The sequence below is a fragment of the Bradyrhizobium iriomotense genome, from assembly GCF_018129405.1.
Taxonomy (GTDB): domain Bacteria; phylum Pseudomonadota; class Alphaproteobacteria; order Rhizobiales; family Xanthobacteraceae; genus Bradyrhizobium; species Bradyrhizobium iriomotense_B.
This window is the reverse complement of record NZ_JAFCLP010000002.1, coordinates 786,118-804,301: the sequence shown is the minus strand read 5'-3', so window position 1 is coordinate 804,301 and position 18,184 is coordinate 786,118. Positions and strand designations below refer to the sequence as shown.

The window sequence follows — 18,184 nt, the reverse complement described above, 5'->3', positions numbered from 1 at the left end:
GCTAGCCGAGTTCAAAGCTGGTCACGCCGAAGACGCGGTCGATCCGCAGCGGCGGGATCGGCCCCGTGTACATGCGCGCCGTCTCGAACACCGGCTTGAGGTCGAGTCCTTCCGCGAGCGCGAGCGCCTCGCCATTGACAGCGGGGACATCGAGGAAGATGTCGCCGCCGCCAGCGCTTGCCAGCAGCGCCTGCATGATCGTTTCCGCCGCCGCGCGATCGTCGGCGACGAGCGGGCCGATCTTGCAGCCGGTCCGGCACGGCCGGATCACGCCCCATGCGGCGAGCCTGCCGCCGCGCATCAGTGCGCGGCCGAGATGGCCTTGTGTGTTGATCCAGGCGCGCAGGAAGGCGCTGCGCGCGGCGGGAAAGACCGTGGCATCGTCCGCTTCCACAAGCGCAAGCGGGACTTTGTCGAGCGCGACAACACCGGCAGGCGCCGGTGGCGCGGCTATCGTGCCGCCATAGCGGATGTTGGCATAGGCAAGCTGGAAGCCGGACTTTTTGTAATTGTCCTGCTGTGCGACAACGCCATCGAGCCCGATCACGCGAGGGCGCGCATGCGCAATCGCCGCGTTCCAGATGCGCAGGCCGTGGCCTGCGCCGCGAAGGTCGGCGCGCACGATGTAGAAGCCGAGGAAGGCGAAGCGGTCATCATAATTGACGCAGGACACGGTCGCGACCGGCACGCCGTCGATCTCGCCGACGAAGAAGCCTTGCGCGTCGGGAACCGCGAAACAGGCGGCATCCGACAGGCCCGGATTCCAGCCTTCGGCCGCGGCCCAGTCGATGGCGAGGGAGATCTCCTCCGGGCGCAGGTTGCGGATCTGCAATTCGCTCATGACGGATGCCTTCGGGCGGTGGACCAGCCGACAGGTCTGGCGGTAGAAGGCCCCATGATAGGCCGGGCCTGCGGCTCGCCTCAACTCCATCGCAAGGATAACGGTCATGGCAGCAGAGAAGGTCGCACTCGTCACCGCCGGCGGCAGCGGCATGGGGGCAGGGGCTGCGCGGCGGCTGGCGGCGGACGGCTTCCGCGTCGCGATCCTGTCGTCCTCCGGCAAGGGCGAGGCGCTGGCGGCCGAGCTCGGCGGCCTCGGCGTCACCGGCTCCAACAAGTCGAACGACGACCTGAAGCGCCTCGTCGACGGCGCGCTGGCCAAATGGGGACGCATCGACGTGCTCGTCAACAGCGCGGGCCACGGGCCGCGCGCGCCGATCACGGAGATCACCGACGAGCAGTGGCACACCGGCCTCGACACCTATCTGCTCAACGTGATCCGTCCGACCCGGCTGGTGACGCCGGTGATGCAGGCGCAGAAGGCCGGCGCCATCGTCAACATCTCGACCGCCTGGGCGTTCGAGCCGAGCGCGATGTTCCCGACCTCCGCGGTGTTCCGCGCCGGCCTTGCCGCCTTCACAAAGATCTTCACCGACACCTATGCCGCCGATAATATCCGCATGAACAACGTGCTGCCGGGCTGGATCGACAGCCTGCCGCAGCAAGACGCGCGCCGCGACAGCGTACCGATGCAGCGCTACGGCAAGGTCGAGGAGATCGCCGCGACGATCTCGTTCCTGGCGTCCGACGGCGCGGCGTACATCACCGGCCAGAACATCCGTGTCGACGGCGGACTGACGCGCTCGGTCTGAGACCGCGCGTAGATTCGCCCGCGCTTTGTCGTGACGCGCCGCTGCTTTGCGGCGCGCGTCACCGCGAGCAGGGCGATGCGTGGCGCCTGGGTCACACTCGTCACGGGACTTGCGCGATAAGTCACTGATTACGTCACAGTCCCTACGAACTGCGCGACAGGCCGAGACGCGCGGGTGGTGCTCCGCCTATTCCCCTTCTGCGCCGGATGGCTCCCGCCTGCGCGCATCGAAAACGCGAGATCAATCGCGTGGGGGAATGGAGACTGGAATGAACAAGTTCTTGCTTGCGGTCGCTTCAATCGTGCTCGGCACCGCCTCCGTGCAGGCCGCCGACCTCGCGGCGCGTTACACCAAGGCGCCGGCGATGGCGCCGGGCTATGACTGGACCGGCTTCTATGTCGGCGCCAATGTCGGCGGGCAGTGGGGCAGCGCCGATCCGACCACCTCGACCGTCTGGACGCCGACCGGCTATTTCGCCACCAGCAGCGTCCCCGCCATCGCCGCAGTCGGTGCCCAGAGCCTCAACAGCTCGAGCGTCACCGGCGGCTTCACCGCGGGCTACAACTGGCAGGTCAACCACGCCGTGCTCGGCCTCGAAGGCGACATCAACTATTTCGGTTTCAAGGGCAGCGCGTCCGGTTCGGGACTCTATCCCTGCTGCGCGCCGACCGGCTTTACCGTGTCGTCGTCCGTCTCGGCCGACTGGCTCGCCACCATCCGCGGCCGCATCGGCTTCCTCGCCGCTCCGACCTGGCTGCTCTACGCCACGGGCGGTGCGGCCATCGCGGAGGTGAAGGGTAATTTCAACTTCACGGACACCTTCGCGGCCGCGACGGAATCTGCGGCGATCCGCGATACGCGCGTCGGCTGGACCGCGGGCGTCGGCACCGAATATGCGTTCGGTGGCGGCTGGTCGCTCAAGGCCGAATACCTCCACGTCGATCTCGGCCGCGCCAGCACGACCAGCACCAACCTTGCTGCCTTCGTGCCGGCCATCTCATTCCCGAGCAATGTCTACACCCACTCGGTGGACATCAAGTCGGACATCGTGCGCGTCGGCTTGAACTACAAGTTCGGTGGACCCGTCGTCGCCAGGTACTGAGCTTCATCCCGTTTTCGGATCAGGTGCGGAAAGCCCCGGCCACGCCGGGGCTTTCTGATTTTGAGGCTCAGCCGCCATGCGATGCGATCAGATGCGCGAGCGCGGGCAGGATCTTGTAGCGCGCGATCTCGTGCGGATATTCGCCGCGATTGGCGAGCAGCACGATGCCGATCCGCCGCGCCGGCACGAGGCCGAGATAGCCGGAGGCGTTGTTGAGGCCGCCCGGCTTGTCGATGACGGTCACGCCGGGCAGGCGCACCGTCTCCCAGGCCATACCCTGTCCGAACTTGTCGTCGACGCGAAAGGCCTCGCGCTGCGTCATCCGCAGCGCCTCGTGCAAATGCGGATCGACCGAGCGGCCGTCGAGGCAGGCCGCAACGAAGGTCGAAAGGTCCCGCGCAGACGAAAATATCTGGCCTGTACCGGGGAAACCGAAATAGCTCTGCTGGTTGCCGATCGGGCCGATCGCCATGCCCTGGTCCGAATAGCCCTGGACCACGCGCTGCATCCAGGCCGCGTCCATGACGGCGCGGTTGTCCTCGCCGCGCTCCGGCAGAGAGGTCGCGTTCATGCCGAGCGGTTTGAGGATGCGCTGCTCGAATAGCGTTGCGATCGGCGTCCGGTAGCAATTTTCGAGCACGAGCTGGAGCAGCACGTAGCCGGCATGGCTGTAGATGCGTTGCTTGCCCGGCTGCTCGCCAGCCTGCGGTTTCCACGCGTTGAGCATCTCGATGAATTGCGGGCGTGAAAACTGCACGTTCGGCCAGGGCGGATGGTCGGTCGGCAGCAGCAGCCCAGACGTGTGGGTGACAAGCTCGCCGACGGTGACGCGACGGATATAGTCTCCATCGAGCTCCGGAAGGTATCTTTGCAAGGGATCGTCGAGCCGCAGCTCGCCGCGAAGCGTCCCGAGCGCGACCAGCGTCGCCTCGAACGGCTTGCGCAGGGAGGCGAGATTGAACAGCGAGTCCGATGTCACCGGTCGTCGCGCGGCGTCGTCGGCAAAGCCATAGTTGAAGAACTCGACATGCCGGCCGGCGTAGAGCGCAGCGGCGAGTCCGCCCGGATGATCCGGCGTCGCGGTCGGCGCGATCTCGGCGGCGACGATGTCGCGCATCTGCGCGATCATGTCGGAATCCGCGGATGCGCGGCGCGAGCCAAGCGCGATCGCAAGAGGAATGAGCGCAGCCCGGGCGAGCGTTCGCCGGGTGATCGGGGATGACATGACAACAGGCGGCACGTGCTCGGATGATTGATGCTTGTGCGCCCCCGACGCTGTTTTAGCGGGGAGGGCGCAAGGTCCCAATTCACGATTGCGCGTTGTGGGTTCCGCGTGACGGGTCTCGGCTTCGTAGCCCGGATGGAGCGAAGTGTAATCCGGGACCGCATTTGCTTGGGGCGAAGAACCCCGGATTGCGCTGCGCTCCATCCGGGCTACGGCCCCCAATATAACTTATCCAAATGGCTAACAATTGTTGACGCCCGCCGCGCACGGGCATATAGTTAGCTTCATGGCTAACCAACAAACCCGACTCGATCAGATCTTCGCGGCCCTTGCCGATCCCACGCGGCGGGCGATCGTGATGCGGCTGTGCGCCGGTGAAGCCTCGGTCGGCGAACTCGCCGACCCCTTCGACATGGCGCTGCCGAGCTTCATGAAACACATTCATGTGCTGGAGACGAGCGGGTTGGTCCAGTCGGAGAAATCCGGCCGGGTGCGCACCTGCCGGCTCAGCCCGGATGCGCTTGTCGGCGCGGAAGACTGGTTCCAGCAGCAGCGCGCGATCTGGGAGGCGCGGCTCGACCGGTTCGAGGCCTATGTGATGAAGCTGAAGAAGGAGAGGGCGGCCGCCAAGCGGCCGTCGCGTACAACGAAGAAGAAAGGTGCCGAGTCATGACGAATTCTGCCAATTCCGCTTTGTCGCAATGGTCGCTCGACCGCGAGATCGTGATGTCGCGCGTGATCGACGCGCCGCGCGATCTGGTGTTCGAGGCATGGTCCGACCCGAAGCATCTGCCACAATGGTTCGGACCAAAAGGCTTCAAGATCGAGACCTTCGAGATCGACGTTCGCGTCGGCGGCGTCTGGCGCTTCAACATGATCGGTCCCGACGGCACGGTCTATCCGAACCGGATGCGCTTTCGCCGCATCGAGCGGCCGTCGCTGATGGAGATGGATCACGGCACCGACAAGGACGAGGATCCCGGCATGTTCCGCTTCACGGTCACCTTTGCCGAGCAGCGGAACGGCAAGACGGTGCTGATGATGCGGCAACTGGCCTCGAGCACCGAGCAGCGCGACGGCATGATCGGCTTCGGCGCGGTCGAATATGGCTACCAGACGCTGGACAAGCTCGCGGCGTATGTGGCGGCGATGAAGAAATAGAGTCGCGGCGTTGTCCGGGGGCCTCGAAGGGGCCTCCGGAACGAGCTCGGAAACGCGTTGGGAGAGCAGTCGCCTTCGCGAATATGACAGCGCGAAGGTCAATTATGACAGCGCCATAACGCAGATTTTTGTCGCGCCTTGCTACTGAATTATGACAGAATTGCTACCGCTAGATGTCACGTCGATTACAGCGGAGCGATTCATCATGTTGCAGTGGCAGGCGCGGTCAAATCCCCTCGCGTGGTGGTGGGGGTCGCTGACGCTTGTGAGCAGCGCCAACATTCTCGTCTGGTTCATGCTGTATCGCGAGTTCTACCCGACGGTTGCGGGCAGCATCAGTGGCGGCTCCGACATCGGACTGATGTTCCTGCTCTGCGCCGGCTATGTGTTCGGCTGCGCCTTCCGCTCCGTGTTGCCGCGCGCCGACGTGCAGCGCATCTGCCTGTTCGACACCTGGCTCTCCAGCGTCTTCGTCGGCCGTTCGGTCGCCACCGTGGCCGAGGTCTGCTTCGCCGCGCAATGGGCCATCATTCTGCATCAGCTTGGCAAGATGACGGGTGCCGAGACGGCGGTGAACATCGCGCTCGTGATCGTGCCGATCATCATCATCGCGGAGTGCTTCTCCTGGTACGCTGTGGTGACGACCAATTTCCTCTTCAACGCGATCGAGAACTCGCTGTGGGCGGTGACCTTCTTCCTCGCCGGCATCGCGTTGTGCCGCCTGATGCCGGAATTCCAGGGGCCGGTGCGTTGGGCCCTGATCGCCGGCATCGTCGGCATCGCCTGTTTCCTCGCCTTCCTCGTCACCGTCGACGTGCCGATGTATCTCAGCCGCTGGCGGGCAGGGCACGTCGAGGGCAACAAATTCCTCGGCTTGCTCGAGGGCTTGCATGACGTCTCGACGCGCTGGGTGGTGACCCACGACATCGCGCACTGGAAGGGCGAGCTGACCTGGATGTTTCTGTATTTCAGCGCCGCGGTGTGGTCGAGCCTCGCGCTCTGCGCGCTCTACGCGATGGAAGGCTATCTGACGCGCTATCTGGCCTGAGATTGATTCCTATTCTGACGCGTTTCCTTCACGCGACCCGGTATCCACTTCGCTTGAAAACGCTCTATTTGCCGACCAGGCTGCATTTGCTGCGGTCGAGCGGGCGGAAGGCCTGGTCGGGCGGGATCGTCGCGACCAGCTTGACGAAGTCCCACGGGCCCCTGGATTCCTCCGGCGTCTTGACCTGCACCAGATAGAGATCGTGCACCATGCGCTGGTCCTCGCGGATGCGGCCGTTGGTGGTATAGGCATCCGACACCGGTGTCGCCTTCATCTTGGCCATCACGACCGTGCTGTCGTCGGAGTCGGTGTCCTTCACCGCTTGCAGATAGTGACGGACGGCGGAATAGACGCCGGCCTGGATCTGCGAGGGCATCGCCTTGCGCCGCGCATAGAATGCATCCGAGAATTTTCGGGCAGCGGGCGAGACGTCCTCGAAGAACGAGGTGACGATGAGGTCGCCGCGCGTGGCTTTCAGCCCGACCGATTCGATGTCGACGTTCTGAAACGACATCGGCACGATCTTCATGCCCTGCGCGGCAAGGCCGAATTCCTCGGCCTGCTTGATCGCGGTGGCATTGTCGCCGGCGACGTTGATGGCCAGGATCTTGGCGCCCGACGACTGCGCCTGGAGCAGGAACGAGCTGTAATCGGGCGTGCCGAGCTGCGCCTTCACGCTGCCGGCAACCTTGCCGCCGAGCGCCGCGATGCGGTCGCGTGCGGTCGCTTCGATCGAGTGGCCGAAGGCATAGTCTCCGGTGATGAAGAACCATGGCTCCCTGCTGGTCTGCATGATGCCGGAGACGACCGCGGTCGCGGTGGAATAGGCGTCCTGGGTCCACTGCACGCTGGTCGGTGCACAGGCTTCGTCGGTGAGCTGGTTGGCGCCGGCGCCGGAGACGAGGAAGATTTTTCCGTTGCCGCGCACCAACTCCTGCACCGCGAGTGCCGCGCCGGAGCTGCCGCCGTCGGCGATTGCCTGGACGCCGTCGCTAAACCATTTGCGGGCGAGCGACGCCGCAAGGTCCGGCTTGTTCTGGTGATCGGCCTGCAAGATCTCGATCGGCTTGCCATTGATCTTGCCGCCGAACTCCTCCGCCGCCATTCGCGCCGCCTCGACCGAGCCCGGGCCCATCGCGGTCGCGAACACGCCGTTCATGTCGGTGAGCACGCCGATGCGGATGGCGTCGCCCTTGATCTCGGCGCGCGCGGCGGGGCCCGCGAGCGCCAGAGCGGTCAGCAGCATGGTTGATGTCGTGCGGAGAAGATTCATGGCGTTTCCTGATTTTATCGTTGATTGGTATGGGCGGTCAGGCCGGCTCGGCGACGACCTTGTTGCGCAAGATACCGATGCCGGAGATCTCGACCTCGACGGTGTCGCCCGGGCGCATCCACAGGGGCGGCGTGCGCTTGGCGCCGACGCCGCCGGGGGTGCCGGTGACGATGACGTCGCCGGGGACGAGCGGGCAGATCGTGGAGATATAGGCGATCAGTTCGGGGACGGCGGTGATCAGGAGATCGGTGGTGGTGTCCTGCACCACGGCGCCGTTGAGCCGCGTCTGCAAGGTGAGCTTCGACGGGTCCGGAATTTCGTCCGCCGTCACCAGCCACGGGCCGAAGCTGCCGCTCTCCGCAAAAGTCTTGCCGGAGAGGAACTGGCTGGTGTGGCGCTGCCAGTCGCGGATGCTGCCTTCATTGTAGCAGGAATATCCCGCGATGTGGTCGAGCGCACGGCTCGCGGGAATGTGCCGGCCGCCCTTGCCGATGACGAGCGCGAGCTCGCCTTCATAGTCGAAATCGTCGCTGACCTCAGGCTTCACGATCGGCTGGAGGTGGCCGACCTGGCTGCAGGGGAAGCGGACGAACAGCGCCGGCTTCTCGGTGACGGTGCGCCCGGTCTCGGCGACGTGATCACGGTAGTTGAGGCCGACGCAGATAATCTTGCCGGGATCGGGGATGACGGGCGCGAAGGCGATCTTGTCGAGCGGATGATCGGGCGCAGCGGATGCGACCAGCTGTGCCGCCTCGGCAAGGCGACCGGCTTCGAGCAGTTGCCGCAGCGTGGCGCAGGGCGCCATGCGCGTGCCGAGATCGACGACGCCATTGTCCTTGAGGGCCCCGAAGGAGGCGCGTCCGCCGGCGACGAATGAGAGCAGCTTCATGAGATGTCCTTGAAAGTGGGTTCGGTCAGGCCGCGGACGGCGCTTGGGCTGAAGGAATTTGGGTTGCAGGAATGACGGCGGCGATGAGCCGCTCGAGCTCGGACTCGTTGCGGGCGGTCCCGCGGATGTAACGGTCAGGACGAACCAGTGCAGCGATGATGCCGTGCTCGCGCAGCCAGTCTCCGACACCTTCGGCGTCGTCGCCTGCGAGGATCTCGATCCCGGCCTGCGACAGCGCGAGGCGCGACGGCAGTGCGGCCGCGGTCTCGACGAGCAGCACATGGTGATAGCCGGTCCGGTCGTCGCCGCGGTGTCCGTCACTCAGCATGAATTGCGGTGCGAGATGTCCGGCGAGCGGCAGGTCGCCGAATGCGAGTCCGGGGCCGAGCAGGGGCTTTTTGACCTCCAGCTTGACCGGCGCATTTTCGCGCGCCTGGCCGGCGGCAAGGCCGGCCTCGATCGCCTTGGTGTTGATGACACCACCGAGGCGAATGGCGAGCTCGATGAACTCGCGCACATGCGGCAGCCGTTCGCTCTGATAGGTGTCGAGGAGATCGGCGCTCGCGTCGCCGCGGATGACGCTGGCGAGCTTCCAGGCGAGGTTGGCAGCATCGCGAATGCCGGCGCACATGCCCTGGCCGAGGAAGGGCGGGGTCTGGTGCGCGCTGTCTCCGGCGAGCAAGAGCCGTCCGTTCCGCCATTGCTGCGCGATCGCTGAATGAAAGGTGTAGACCGCGGCCCGCTCGAGCTCGGCATCGTCGGGCGTGATCCAGCGCGACAGCAGCTCCCAGACCTTTGCCGGCTGCGCGACGTCCTGTGAATCTTCGTCCGGCAGGACCGTGATCTCCCAGCGTCGCCGCGTGCCGGTGCCACGGACATAAGTTGCCGGCCGCGCGGGATCGCAATGCTGGAGGCTGTAGTCGCCGAGATCGTCGCGGGCGCGCTTGAGCAGCGCGTCGATCACAAGCCAGCGCTCGTGGAAGCCGAGATCGTCCATCCCGGAGCCGATGAAGCGGCGAACGAGAGAACGGGCGCCGTCGCAGCCGATCACGTAGCAGGTGCGGACCTCGCTGAGCTTTCCGTTCGAAAGGTCCTCGTAGCGGACGCGCACGCCGTCTTCGTCCTGGTCGAGCGCGAACACGTCGCAGCGGCTGCGCAAGGTGACGAGCGGCCAGCGGGCGAGGCCGCCGATCAGCACGTCCTCCAGATCAGGCTGGTGGAAGCGGTAGCTGAGATGCCAGCCCATCGGCGTCAGCGTCTGCGGGCGCGACCAATCCAGCAACATCTTGCCGTTGGCGTCGAGGAAGAGCATGCCGGGGCTGAGGATGACATGCGGCAGGATCGCATCGGCAAGGCCAATGGTCTGGAACACGCGCATGCATTCGTCGTCGAAATGCACCGCGCGCGGCAGATGATAGGTCCGCGTCTCGCGCTCCAGCACCAGCGTCCGCACGCCGCAGAGGCCGAGCAGATTGGCGAGCGTCGCGCCGACCGGGCCGCGGCCGACGATGACAACATCAAACTCTTCGGGGGTGGATTTATCTTGCATGGGGCTATTTCTTCCCCAAGCCGCGCCGCAGCATCAACGCCGCCGCGCCAAGTGTCCGCCCAGCGGACGGACGCTAGACCTCGACCGGAATGGCCAGCGCCGTCTCCTGAAGCTGCGTCGCAAATTGCTTCACTGCCTCCTCGATCCCCAGCGCCGAGCGGATCCAGATGATGGAGATGCAGCCGAACACGGCGCCGCTCCGTACGATCGGGACCGCGATCGAGGCTGTCTTGGGATTGTACTCGCCCTCATTGCGGATCGCATAGCCGCGCGCTTGCGTCTCGGCGATCATGCGGCCGAGTCGGCCTTCGTCGAGGAAGGGGCGGTCGTCGGCCTCGTCGATCCGGCGGAGATGATTGACGATCAAATCGCGCTCGCGCGCTGGGCAGGCGGCGAGATAGGCGCGGCCCGCGGACGTCCGCAGCATCGGCAGGCGCTTGCCGATCATGCCGCGGTCGATCGAGAGCGGGCTGCGCGAATGCGTGGTTTCCTGCACCACCATCGCGGCGTTCTCGTAAGTCGAGAGATCGACCGGCCAGATCAGCGTCTTGCTGAGTTCGGCAAGATAAGGTGCGGCCGCCTGGCAGATCACGACGCCGGGGTCGTAGCCGTCGCCGAGGCTCAAAGCGAGCCGGGTTACGCGAAAACGATCGTCGCTGGCGCTGCGGGCGACATAGCCGAGCTCCTCCAGCGTCTCGAGCAGGCGGTAGACGGTGGGGCGGGGCAGGTCGAGCGCGCGGGCGACATCGCCGGCGCGAATGCCGCCGGAGCGGTTGACCTCCTGCAGCACATCCAGCCCGCGCTTGAAGGCGCGAACGCCCTCCGACTGCCGCGGCTGCCCGTTCCGCGTCCGCTCCTTGGACACTTCGTATTTCCTCCCTTGTGGCGCTCGGCTGCGCGATTATCGTCTTTGCGAACGCGAAGCGATTGCGGGATGTTACCGTAGGATCGTGCGCGGCCAGTATCAAGTTCGCCGCAATGCAGCGGGTGCGATGCCTTTGGGAGAACGTCGATGGAAATCACCGCGCTCGGCTATATCGGCATCAACTCGTCGCAGCTCGACCAATGGGGCCGGATGGCGACCGGGCTGCTCGGCATGCAACAGGTCGATCGAGGCGGCAAGATGCGCGCCTTCCGCATGGACGATCGCAAGCAGCGGCTGATCGTCGACGGCAGCAGCGATGCCGGGCTGGCCGTGATGGGCTGGGAGGTTCCGTCGACCGCTGAGCTGGATCAGTTGGCGCGCCGACTGGAGAGCCACGGCGTCAAGGTCACGCGCGGCTCGCGCGCGCTGGCCGATGAACGGCATGTGGCCGAGCTGATCACGTTCGCTGATCCCGCCGGCAACCGGCTGGAGGCTTTCTGCGAGCCGGAGCTTGCGAGCGAGCCGTTCAGGCCGGGTCGGCCGATTTCGGGTTTCCGCACCGGAGCGCTCGGCATGGGGCACGTCGTGCTCAACGTCGAGGACGTTGAGCCGCTGTTGCCGTTCTATCGGGACGTGCTCGGCTTCCACGTCTCGGACTTCGGACTCAAGCCTTACGGGCTCTATTTCTTCCACGTCAACGGCCGTCACCATTCCTTTGCGATGGTCGGCTCGGGACGCAGGGCGATGCATCATTTCATGGTCGAGCTCGGCAGCCTCGACGATGTCGGGCAGGGCTACGACCTCGCGCAGCTCGAAGATGGCCGCGTCGTCTATACGCTGGGGCGACACACCAACGACCACATGACCTCGTTCTACGTGAATACGCCGTCCGGATTCTTCATCGAATATGGCTGGGGCGGGCGCGTCATCGACCCCGAAACCTGGCAGCCGCACGAGACGTTCGACGGCCCGTCGCTCTGGGGTCACGAGCGGCTCAACATGCCGGAGGCGCAGCGCAAGCGCCTGCGCGACATGCGGATGGATGCTGCCGCGCGCGGCGTGCGCGTCGCCGATCCGCGCGTCCCGCCGTTGAACTGCGCGTGGTTGGACCAGGTCGTCGCGCGCGAATGATCGGTCGCTTCTCGGCGCAGGTCACGCCTCGCCGAGATCGACCTGCGTCAGCAGTCCCTGGCGCAGCGCCAGGCGGACCAGCTCGATGTCGGAGCCGACGCCGAGCTTGTCCTTGATCAGGGAATGCAGGTTCGCCACCGTCTTCGGGCTGACGTGGAGCGTCTCGGCGATCTCCTCCGTGGTCCTCTCGGCGAGCAGCAGCCGCAGCACCTCGAACTCGCGCGGCGTCAGCACGTCGGCTGCCGAGCTCTCGCCGGCGAGCCGGCTCAGCGCCAGCTCGTGGTCGATGTCGGGGCTGATGGCGATCCTGCCGGCGAGCACGTCCATCACGGCGCGCACCAAGGTCTCGGGCGGGCTGGTCTTGGTGACATAGCCCCTGGCGCCGGCGCGGATCGCCTGCACGGCGAAGCCGGCATTCTGGTGCATGGTGAAGATGAGGATCTTCGCGCCCTTGTCCCGTTGCCGGATGCGCCTCACGGCCTCGATGCCGCCGATACCCGGCATGCTCAGATCCATGATGACGAGATCCGGCGCCTCGGACTTGTACAGCCGGTAGGCCTCCGCGCCGTCGGACGCTTCTGCGACAACACGCAGGCCGGGCTGCTTCTCGAGCACCGAGCGATAGCCCTCGCGGACCACGGAATGGTCGTCGACCAGCAGGATGGTGGCATCGGCCGTGCTCATGCCGCGTGACCCAATAATTGCCGATCGACGGCTTCGAGCGGAATGACGACACGCAGCGCGGCGCCGCCGTTCGGTCCGGCCTCAAAACTCAGCCGGCCGCGCAAGGCCGCGACGCGCTCGCGCATGCCGAGCAGGCCCATGCCCGATTTCGCGGCGGGCTCGTTCGACCGTCCATCATCGTCGATCGCAAGCGCGATCTCGCCAGTGCGCATCGTCAATTCCAGGCTCACCCTGGTGGCGCCGGCATGCTTGGCGGCGTTGGTGAGCGCCTCCTGCACGATGCGGTAGAGGTGGGCGCTGACGGCGGCCGGCAAGGTCTCGAAGGCGCCGTCGAAACGGATCGAAAACCGCGTCTCGCCACGGCTGCGCCCGTTCCAGCCCGCGACGAGCCCTTCGAGGCTGGCGACGAGCCCGAGCTCCTCGACGTCGGGCGGCCGCAGCCGGAACAGCGCACCGCGCAAGGTCTCCATCATGCCGGTCGCGGTCCGCGAAATGCCGTCGCATTCGGACAGCAGGGACGGGCACTCCTGCGCGGCGGTCTGGCGGGCGGAGGAGGCGAGGGCCCGGATGGCGGCCAACGACTGGCCGAACTCGTCATGCAGCTCGCGGGCGAGATGGCGGCGCTCCTCGTCCTGGAGCGCGATCAGCCTCCGCGTCAGCTCGCTGCGCTCGGCAAGCGCATTGTCGAGGCTTTCGGCGAGATGATTGAAGACGTCGCGGATGGCGGATAGCTCGGCGAGGTCAAAGGGCGGCAGCCGCGTCGTGAGGTCGCCGGCGGCGATGCGTTCGAGACCGGTTCGGATCATGTGGGTGGGACGCAGCGCGCGCGCCAGTGCCGCGTACACGAGCACGCAGAGCAGCGGCAAGGCGATCGCAAGTGCGAGCATCAGCCGCCCGGCCTCGTGCCAGGCCTCCGCCGTCTGCACCGCCGGATCGACCGAGACCACGGTCTCGCCAAGCTTGGTGCCGCGCACGATCACGGGCCGCGCCGCCTCGCGGCCGGGGTCGAACAGGCTGCGATAGAAGGCTGCGAAGGCCTGCGGCGGCGGGCTCGCCGGGGCAGGCGCGCCGCTGCAGAAGCGCTGGAGCATGTCGCCGCCGGGGCCGCGGAATGCCAGGCACAGGCCGGGCGTCATCACATAGGCTGCGACGGGATCAAGATTTGGAAAGTCCGAGCGCGGGCCGGCCACCCACTGGATCTTGCCTTGTTGCAGCTCCAGTGACTTCGCCACGATGGCGGCAATGCTGTCGCTGCGCGCATGCGCCGCGCGGTCAGCCGTGACAAGGAAATAGGCGGAGATCGCGGCGAAGCAGGCGGCCGATATCGCGGCCACGCGCAACGTCAGACGGACCTTGAGATCGAACCTCGGGCGGTTCCACATCGGGGCACCTGATGCGAACGGGTTTGTCGCCCCGCATTAAACGGTAGAACGCAGGCGGCGGGAAGCGTTCCCGCCGTACCGCAGTGCAACGTCGTGAAATTTTCCCGGCGTTCGTCGGGACAGTCACAGCTGCGTGGTCTCAGGCTACCCGTCCAGATTTGCGGGGCCGTTCCATCCCACGAGGCGTTCATGCACCGCTCCCGGTTGATTCTCGCCGCTGTTCTCCTGTTCGTCCTCTCGCATGCGCCGGCCGGTGCCGAGGCCATCGGCGTTGCCATGGACGATTTCAGCTATACCGACACGTCGGCCGAGCCGGCCAACCAGACCGCAGCCCATGAGCGGCGGCTGTCGGCGTTCATGGCCGCGCTCAGGCGGGATGTCAGTGCGGACGGTCGCTACCGCCTCACGCCATCGGCCCAGGACGGCGCGGCGTTCAAGGTCATCGGCGGCATTCAGAAGACCAGCACGCTGGTGCAATGGGCCAAGGTCGCCGTGATCGACGTCGGCGCCAAAAAGCTCGTGATGGACAAGCTCTACACCTTCCGCGGCGACAACGATGAATCATGGGAGCGCGCCGAGATCTTTGTCTCCCGCGAGGTGATCGCCGCGCTCGCCACGCCCGCACCGGTCGCGCTGGCGGTGTTCGAGTTCGAGCTCGAGGACACGACTGCCGCATCAGTGGGCGCTTCGGCTACATCGGATGCGTCGTATCTGGCCGAAGTCACCGCCAGCGTGCGCGAGTTGCTCAGTCAATCCGGCCGCTACCGCATCGTCGATCTCGGCGGCGAGGCGGCGAAGGTGCACGCCTTGCGCGACTGTGGCGGCTGCGAGGCCGCGATCGCGCAAAAGTTAGGTGCGGACCAGTCGCTGATCGGCGTGGTGCGGCGGGTCAGCCGCACCGAATACACGCTCGGCTTCCAGGTCCGCGATGCCAGGACCGGTGCTGTGCTGGCGCACGGCGACAGCGGCCTGCGCATGGGCGCAGACTATTCGTGGAAACGGGGCGCCGTCCGGCTGGTCAGCGACCGGCTGATCGAGAGCCGGTAGCTTTATTGTTTGAGCATGATCTCCGCGCAAACGCGTTACGCGTTTGTCGCGAGGGAAAACCGCTGCACACTTTTCCGGATCATGCCCTAGAACGTCAGCTGCACCTTCATCGACTGCGAGCGGTCGCTGGCGAGCTCGAAGGCGGCGACCGCGTTCTCGAACGGCATGGTCGCCGTGATCAGCGGCTTGACGTCGATCAGGCCTTCGCCCATCAGCCGCACTGCGAGCTCGAACTCGGGATCGAAGCGGAAGGTGCCGCGGAGCTGCAATTCCTTCGCAACGATGGAATTGATCGGCAGCGTCATCTCGCCGCCGAGGCCGAGCTGCACCAGCGTCGCACCGGGCCTGAGCACGTCGAGCGCGGTGCGGAGCGCGGCCTGATTGCCGGAGGCCTCGAACAGCGTGTCGAACACGCCCTTGCCGGCGCGCCAGGGATCAAGCGCAGTGGCATTGGTCGCGACGTTGATGGCATGCGTGGCGCCGAGCTTTTTCGCGACCGCGAGCGGCGCGTCGGCCACATCCGTCACCACGATCTCGGCTGCGCCGCCGAAACGCGAAACCAGGATCATCAGCGCGCCGATCGGGCCGCAGCCGGTGATCAGCACGCGCTTGCCGAGCAGGGGACCGGCCTGCTTGCCGGCATGCAGGCACACCGCGAGCGGTTCGGCGACCGCGGCCTCGGCCAGCGAGAGCTTGTCGGCGATCGGCACGGCCTGTGTGGCATCGACCGTGATGAACTCGCGAAAGCCGCCCTGCACGTGGGGAAAGCGCATCGCGCTGCCGAGGAAGCGCATGTCGAGGCACTGGTTGCGCATGCCCTCCTGGCAATGCAGGCACGCCCCGCACGGCTTGCTCGGATTGACCGCAACGCGGGTGCCGGCCTTCACGCTGGTGACGCCGTCACCGACCGCGGCGACGACGCCGGCGATCTCATGGCCCAGCGCCATCGGCTGCTGGATGCGCACGACGCCGAAGCCGCCATGATGGTAGTAGTGCAGATCGGAGCCGCAGATGCCGCCATTGGCGATCTTGACGCGGACCTCGCCGGGGCCGGGGGCGGGGTCGGGGTAGCTGTCGATCCGAAGGTCCTTCGGGGCGTGAATGACGACGGCGCGCATGGCTTGCTCCTTCGTTGTCTTGGCGGTCACATCGCGGCGATCATGCCGCCATCGACATAGATGATCTGGCCGTTGACATAGGTGGAGGCATCGGAGGCGAGGAAGATCGCCGCGCCGACCAGCTCGTCCGGCTTGCCCCAGCGCTTGGAGGGGATGCGGCCCATCAGCCAATTGTTGAAATCGGTATTGTTGACCAGCGCCTCATTCATATCGGTCAGCATGTAGCCCGGGCCGATCGCATTGGCCTGGATGCCGTGCTGGGCCCATTCCACCGCCATCGAACGGGTCAGGTTCTTGATGCCGCCCTTGGCGGCGGTGTAGGGCGCGATGGTGGGGCGCGCCAGCTCGCTGCCGAGCGAGCCGATGTTGATGATCTTGCCGTGCTTGCGCGGGATCATGCGCTTGGCTGCCTCGCGGCCGATCACGAAGGCGCTGGTGAGGTTGGTCTCGATCACCTTGCGCCATTCGTCGGTGGTGAACTCGACCAGCGGCTTGCGGTGCTGGATGCCGGCATTGTTGACGACGATGTCGACAGCGAGGCCCTTCTTGTCGAAGTCATTGAACGCCGCGACGATCGCGGGCTCGTCGGTGACGTTGAAGGCGGCGCCTTCGGCCTGGTAGCCGGCGGCGCGAAACTCGGCGACGGCCTGCTCGACGCGCTTGGGATCGACGCCGTTGATGATGATCTTCGCGCCGGCCTTGGCCATGCCCTCGGCAATGGCGCGGCCGAGCCCGCGGGAGGAGCCGGTCACGAGCGCGGTGCGGCCGGAGAGATCGAAGAGGGAGGTGCTCATCTCAAAATTCCTCAGACGTTGGAGCGGCGCACGGTGAGATCGGTGCGCTCGAAGACAGCAGGCAGGAGGTCGACGCCAAGGCCGGGGCCTTCCATCGGGAAGACGTAGCCGTCCTTGATCACGGGCATCGTGGTGACGAGCTCATTGTACCAGCCCTTGTAGAAGGCGCGCACGGATTCCTGGATGAGCGTGTTGGGCTGGCTGAACGACATGTGGATGGCCGCGATGAAGCCGATCGGGCCAATGCAGTCATGAGGAGCAAAAGGCCGGTGATAGGTCTCGGCCATCGCGGCGATCTTGCGGCCCTCGGTGAGGCCACCGGTCCAGCACAGATCCGCCATCACGACATGCATCGCGTCGCGGTCGAGCATGTCCTTGTAGGGGAAGCGCGAGCCCAGCGTTTCGCTGGCGCAGACCCACACGTCGGTTGAGCGGGCATATTCGGCCAGTGCCTGCGGCGAGTTCATCCGGATCGGGTCTTCGTACCAGGTCGGCTTGTAGGGCTCGAGCGCGCGCGCGATCTGCTTTGCGGTCGGCAGGTTCCACAGCGAATGGAGCTCGACCATGATCTCCATCTTGTCGCCGACGGCTTTGCGGATCTTCTCGAACGGCTCGATTGCCTGCTTCATCTGCGCGGCGGTGATGTAGAGGCCCTTGTTCTCCTGCGCCGCCGGATCGAACGGCCAGATCTTCATCGCCGAGATACCGCTCTCGAGCAGGCTTTCGGCCAGCGCATCGGCGTGGTTCATGAAGCCGTCGAGGTCTTCGTAGGGGCCCTTGGAGGCGCCGAGATTCCAGTTCGCGACCGGGCTAATATTGGTCGAGCGGACATATTGCGTGCCGGCGCAGGTGTTGTAGATGCGCTGCTTGTCGCGGCAGAGGCCGCCGAGCATCTGGTGCACCGGCTGGCCGCAGACTTTCCCGAACAGGTCCCACAGCGCGATGTCGATCGCGGAGGCCGCGCGATATTCGACGCCGGTGGAGGACTGCGCCATCGGCAGGTTCAGCATGTCGCGATGGATCGCCTCGATGTGCAGCGGATTGCGGCCGAGCAGGCGGCCGGCAAAGGTGTCGTGGATCTGCGCCTCGACCGCGCCCGCGCCGTAGAAGGTCTCGCCGAGACCGATCAGACCAGTGTCGGTGTGGATGCGCACCCAGATGACGTTGGAAAATTCCTCGGTACGCAGTGTCTCGATCGACGTGATCTTCACGGCAACTATCCTCCCATCACGGACGCCTCGCGCCCGACGTCTCATTTTGCATT

18 protein-coding genes are annotated in these 18,184 nt (G+C 65.9%); 7 read left to right on the top strand and 11 right to left on the bottom strand.

Annotation, left to right across the window (positions count from 1 at the left end; translation table 11 throughout):
• Position 1: 1 nt before the first annotated feature.
• Positions 2-841 (bottom strand): GNAT family N-acetyltransferase, encoded by an 840-nt coding sequence (locus tag JQ592_RS08615; RefSeq protein WP_211402406.1) that lies wholly within the window; start codon positions 839-841, stop codon positions 2-4.
• A 106-nt stretch (positions 842-947) separates the two neighbouring features.
• On the opposite strand from JQ592_RS08615, the gene JQ592_RS08610 reads away from it, so the two are divergent.
• Both JQ592_RS08610 and JQ592_RS08605 read left to right on the top strand, forming a co-directional pair.
• Positions 948-1,652: an SDR family oxidoreductase gene (locus tag JQ592_RS08610; protein WP_211402405.1), complete on the top strand. Its 705-nt coding sequence runs from the start codon at positions 948-950 to the stop codon at positions 1,650-1,652.
• Between the two features lie 268 nt (positions 1,653-1,920).
• Positions 1,921-2,754, top strand: a complete 834-nt coding sequence (locus JQ592_RS08605; RefSeq protein ID WP_211402404.1) for an outer membrane protein — start codon at positions 1,921-1,923, stop codon at positions 2,752-2,754.
• A 67-nt stretch (positions 2,755-2,821) separates the two neighbouring features.
• Here the strand turns inward: JQ592_RS08605 and JQ592_RS08600 are convergent, their stop codons facing one another.
• Entirely contained in the window at positions 2,822-3,883 is a 1,062-nt protein-coding gene (locus JQ592_RS08600; RefSeq protein WP_211402403.1) for a serine hydrolase, read from the bottom strand.
• 382 nt (positions 3,884-4,265) lie between these two features.
• Between JQ592_RS08600 and JQ592_RS08595 the strand changes: the two genes are divergently transcribed.
• The 3 genes from JQ592_RS08595 (at position 4,266) to JQ592_RS08585 (ending at position 6,188) form a co-directional block, all read left to right on the top strand.
• A complete protein-coding gene (locus JQ592_RS08595; protein WP_211402551.1) occupies positions 4,266-4,652 on the top strand; it encodes an ArsR/SmtB family transcription factor in 387 nt (128 codons plus the stop codon).
• Positions 4,649-5,140, top strand: a complete 492-nt coding sequence (locus JQ592_RS08590; protein WP_211402402.1) for an SRPBCC family protein — start codon at positions 4,649-4,651, stop codon at positions 5,138-5,140. The genes JQ592_RS08595 and JQ592_RS08590 overlap by 4 nt, the downstream gene beginning before the upstream one ends.
• Positions 5,141-5,345: 205 nt before the next feature.
• A complete protein-coding gene (locus JQ592_RS08585) occupies positions 5,346-6,188 on the top strand; it encodes a hypothetical protein (protein WP_211402401.1) in 843 nt (280 codons plus the stop codon).
• Positions 6,189-6,252: 64 nt separating this feature from the next.
• Here JQ592_RS08585 and JQ592_RS08580 read toward each other — a convergent pair whose 3' ends face one another.
• From JQ592_RS08580 to JQ592_RS08565, 4 genes are all read right to left on the bottom strand, one after another.
• The gene (locus tag JQ592_RS08580; protein WP_211402400.1) at positions 6,253-7,461 is read right to left on the bottom strand and encodes an ABC transporter substrate-binding protein; all 1,209 of its coding nucleotides are present in this window, start codon (positions 7,459-7,461) and stop codon (positions 6,253-6,255) included.
• Between the two features lie 37 nt (positions 7,462-7,498).
• Positions 7,499-8,350, bottom strand: a complete 852-nt coding sequence (locus JQ592_RS08575) for a fumarylacetoacetate hydrolase family protein (RefSeq protein ID WP_211402399.1) — start codon at positions 8,348-8,350, stop codon at positions 7,499-7,501.
• A gap of 25 nt (positions 8,351-8,375) precedes the next feature.
• On the bottom strand, positions 8,376-9,899 hold the full coding sequence (locus JQ592_RS08570; RefSeq protein ID WP_211402398.1) for a bifunctional 3-(3-hydroxy-phenyl)propionate/3-hydroxycinnamic acid hydroxylase: 1,524 nt from the start codon (positions 9,897-9,899) through the stop codon (positions 8,376-8,378).
• A 73-nt stretch (positions 9,900-9,972) separates the two neighbouring features.
• The gene (locus tag JQ592_RS08565; RefSeq protein WP_211402397.1) at positions 9,973-10,764 is read right to left on the bottom strand and encodes a DNA-binding transcriptional regulator; all 792 of its coding nucleotides are present in this window, start codon (positions 10,762-10,764) and stop codon (positions 9,973-9,975) included.
• Between the two features lie 147 nt (positions 10,765-10,911).
• On the opposite strand from JQ592_RS08565, the gene JQ592_RS08560 reads away from it, so the two are divergent.
• Positions 10,912-11,895, top strand: a complete 984-nt coding sequence (locus tag JQ592_RS08560; protein ID WP_211402396.1) for a VOC family protein — start codon at positions 10,912-10,914, stop codon at positions 11,893-11,895.
• 21 nt (positions 11,896-11,916) lie between these two features.
• On the opposite strand, the gene JQ592_RS08555 is transcribed toward JQ592_RS08560, so the two are convergent.
• Entirely contained in the window at positions 11,917-12,579 is a 663-nt protein-coding gene (locus JQ592_RS08555; RefSeq protein ID WP_211402395.1) for a response regulator, read from the bottom strand.
• Positions 12,576-13,961, bottom strand: a complete 1,386-nt coding sequence (locus JQ592_RS08550; RefSeq protein ID WP_211402394.1) for a sensor histidine kinase — start codon at positions 13,959-13,961, stop codon at positions 12,576-12,578. Before JQ592_RS08550 ends, JQ592_RS08555 begins: the two co-directional genes overlap by 4 nt.
• A 189-nt stretch (positions 13,962-14,150) precedes the next feature.
• On the opposite strand from JQ592_RS08550, the gene JQ592_RS08545 reads away from it, so the two are divergent.
• Positions 14,151-15,008, top strand: a complete 858-nt coding sequence (locus tag JQ592_RS08545) for a DUF3280 domain-containing protein (RefSeq protein WP_211402393.1) — start codon at positions 14,151-14,153, stop codon at positions 15,006-15,008.
• Positions 15,009-15,094: 86 nt separating this feature from the next.
• Here the strand turns inward: JQ592_RS08545 and JQ592_RS08540 are convergent, their stop codons facing one another.
• From JQ592_RS08540 to JQ592_RS08530, 3 genes are read right to left on the bottom strand one after another with little or no spacing between them, the layout of a single operon-like run.
• The gene (locus JQ592_RS08540) at positions 15,095-16,126 is read right to left on the bottom strand and encodes an L-idonate 5-dehydrogenase (RefSeq protein WP_211402392.1); all 1,032 of its coding nucleotides are present in this window, start codon (positions 16,124-16,126) and stop codon (positions 15,095-15,097) included.
• 26 nt (positions 16,127-16,152) lie between these two features.
• Positions 16,153-16,920: an SDR family oxidoreductase gene (locus tag JQ592_RS08535; RefSeq protein ID WP_211402391.1), complete on the bottom strand. Its 768-nt coding sequence runs from the start codon at positions 16,918-16,920 to the stop codon at positions 16,153-16,155.
• 11 nt (positions 16,921-16,931) lie between these two features.
• Positions 16,932-18,131, bottom strand: coding sequence for a mandelate racemase/muconate lactonizing enzyme family protein (locus JQ592_RS08530; protein WP_211402390.1), 1,200 nt, complete (start codon positions 18,129-18,131; stop codon positions 16,932-16,934).
• Between the last annotated feature and the right edge of the window lie 53 nt (positions 18,132-18,184).

What these genes read in the sequence shown, in the direction of transcription:
- JQ592_RS08615 (WP_211402406.1), bottom strand. Translation starts at nt 841, where the DNA reads ATGAGCGAATTGCAGATCCGCAACCTGCGCCCGGAGGAGATCTCCCTC.
- JQ592_RS08610 (WP_211402405.1), top strand. Translation starts at nt 948, where the DNA reads ATGGCAGCAGAGAAGGTCGCACTCGTCACCGCCGGCGGCAGCGGCATG.
- JQ592_RS08605 (WP_211402404.1), top strand. Translation starts at nt 1,921, where the DNA reads ATGAACAAGTTCTTGCTTGCGGTCGCTTCAATCGTGCTCGGCACCGCC.
- JQ592_RS08600 (WP_211402403.1), bottom strand. Translation starts at nt 3,883, where the DNA reads ATGATCGCGCAGATGCGCGACATCGTCGCCGCCGAGATCGCGCCGACC.
- JQ592_RS08595 (WP_211402551.1), top strand. Translation starts at nt 4,266, where the DNA reads ATGGCTAACCAACAAACCCGACTCGATCAGATCTTCGCGGCCCTTGCC.
- JQ592_RS08590 (WP_211402402.1), top strand. Translation starts at nt 4,649, where the DNA reads ATGACGAATTCTGCCAATTCCGCTTTGTCGCAATGGTCGCTCGACCGC.
- JQ592_RS08585 (WP_211402401.1), top strand. Translation starts at nt 5,346, where the DNA reads ATGTTGCAGTGGCAGGCGCGGTCAAATCCCCTCGCGTGGTGGTGGGGG.
- JQ592_RS08580 (WP_211402400.1), bottom strand. Translation starts at nt 7,461, where the DNA reads ATGAATCTTCTCCGCACGACATCAACCATGCTGCTGACCGCTCTGGCG.
- JQ592_RS08575 (WP_211402399.1), bottom strand. Translation starts at nt 8,350, where the DNA reads ATGAAGCTGCTCTCATTCGTCGCCGGCGGACGCGCCTCCTTCGGGGCC.
- JQ592_RS08570 (WP_211402398.1), bottom strand. Translation starts at nt 9,899, where the DNA reads ATGCAAGATAAATCCACCCCCGAAGAGTTTGATGTTGTCATCGTCGGC.
- JQ592_RS08560 (WP_211402396.1), top strand. Translation starts at nt 10,912, where the DNA reads ATGGAAATCACCGCGCTCGGCTATATCGGCATCAACTCGTCGCAGCTC.
- JQ592_RS08555 (WP_211402395.1), bottom strand. Translation starts at nt 12,579, where the DNA reads ATGAGCACGGCCGATGCCACCATCCTGCTGGTCGACGACCATTCCGTG.
- JQ592_RS08550 (WP_211402394.1), bottom strand. Translation starts at nt 13,961, where the DNA reads ATGTGGAACCGCCCGAGGTTCGATCTCAAGGTCCGTCTGACGTTGCGC.
- JQ592_RS08545 (WP_211402393.1), top strand. Translation starts at nt 14,151, where the DNA reads ATGCACCGCTCCCGGTTGATTCTCGCCGCTGTTCTCCTGTTCGTCCTC.
- JQ592_RS08540 (WP_211402392.1), bottom strand. Translation starts at nt 16,126, where the DNA reads ATGCGCGCCGTCGTCATTCACGCCCCGAAGGACCTTCGGATCGACAGC.
- JQ592_RS08535 (WP_211402391.1), bottom strand. Translation starts at nt 16,920, where the DNA reads ATGAGCACCTCCCTCTTCGATCTCTCCGGCCGCACCGCGCTCGTGACC.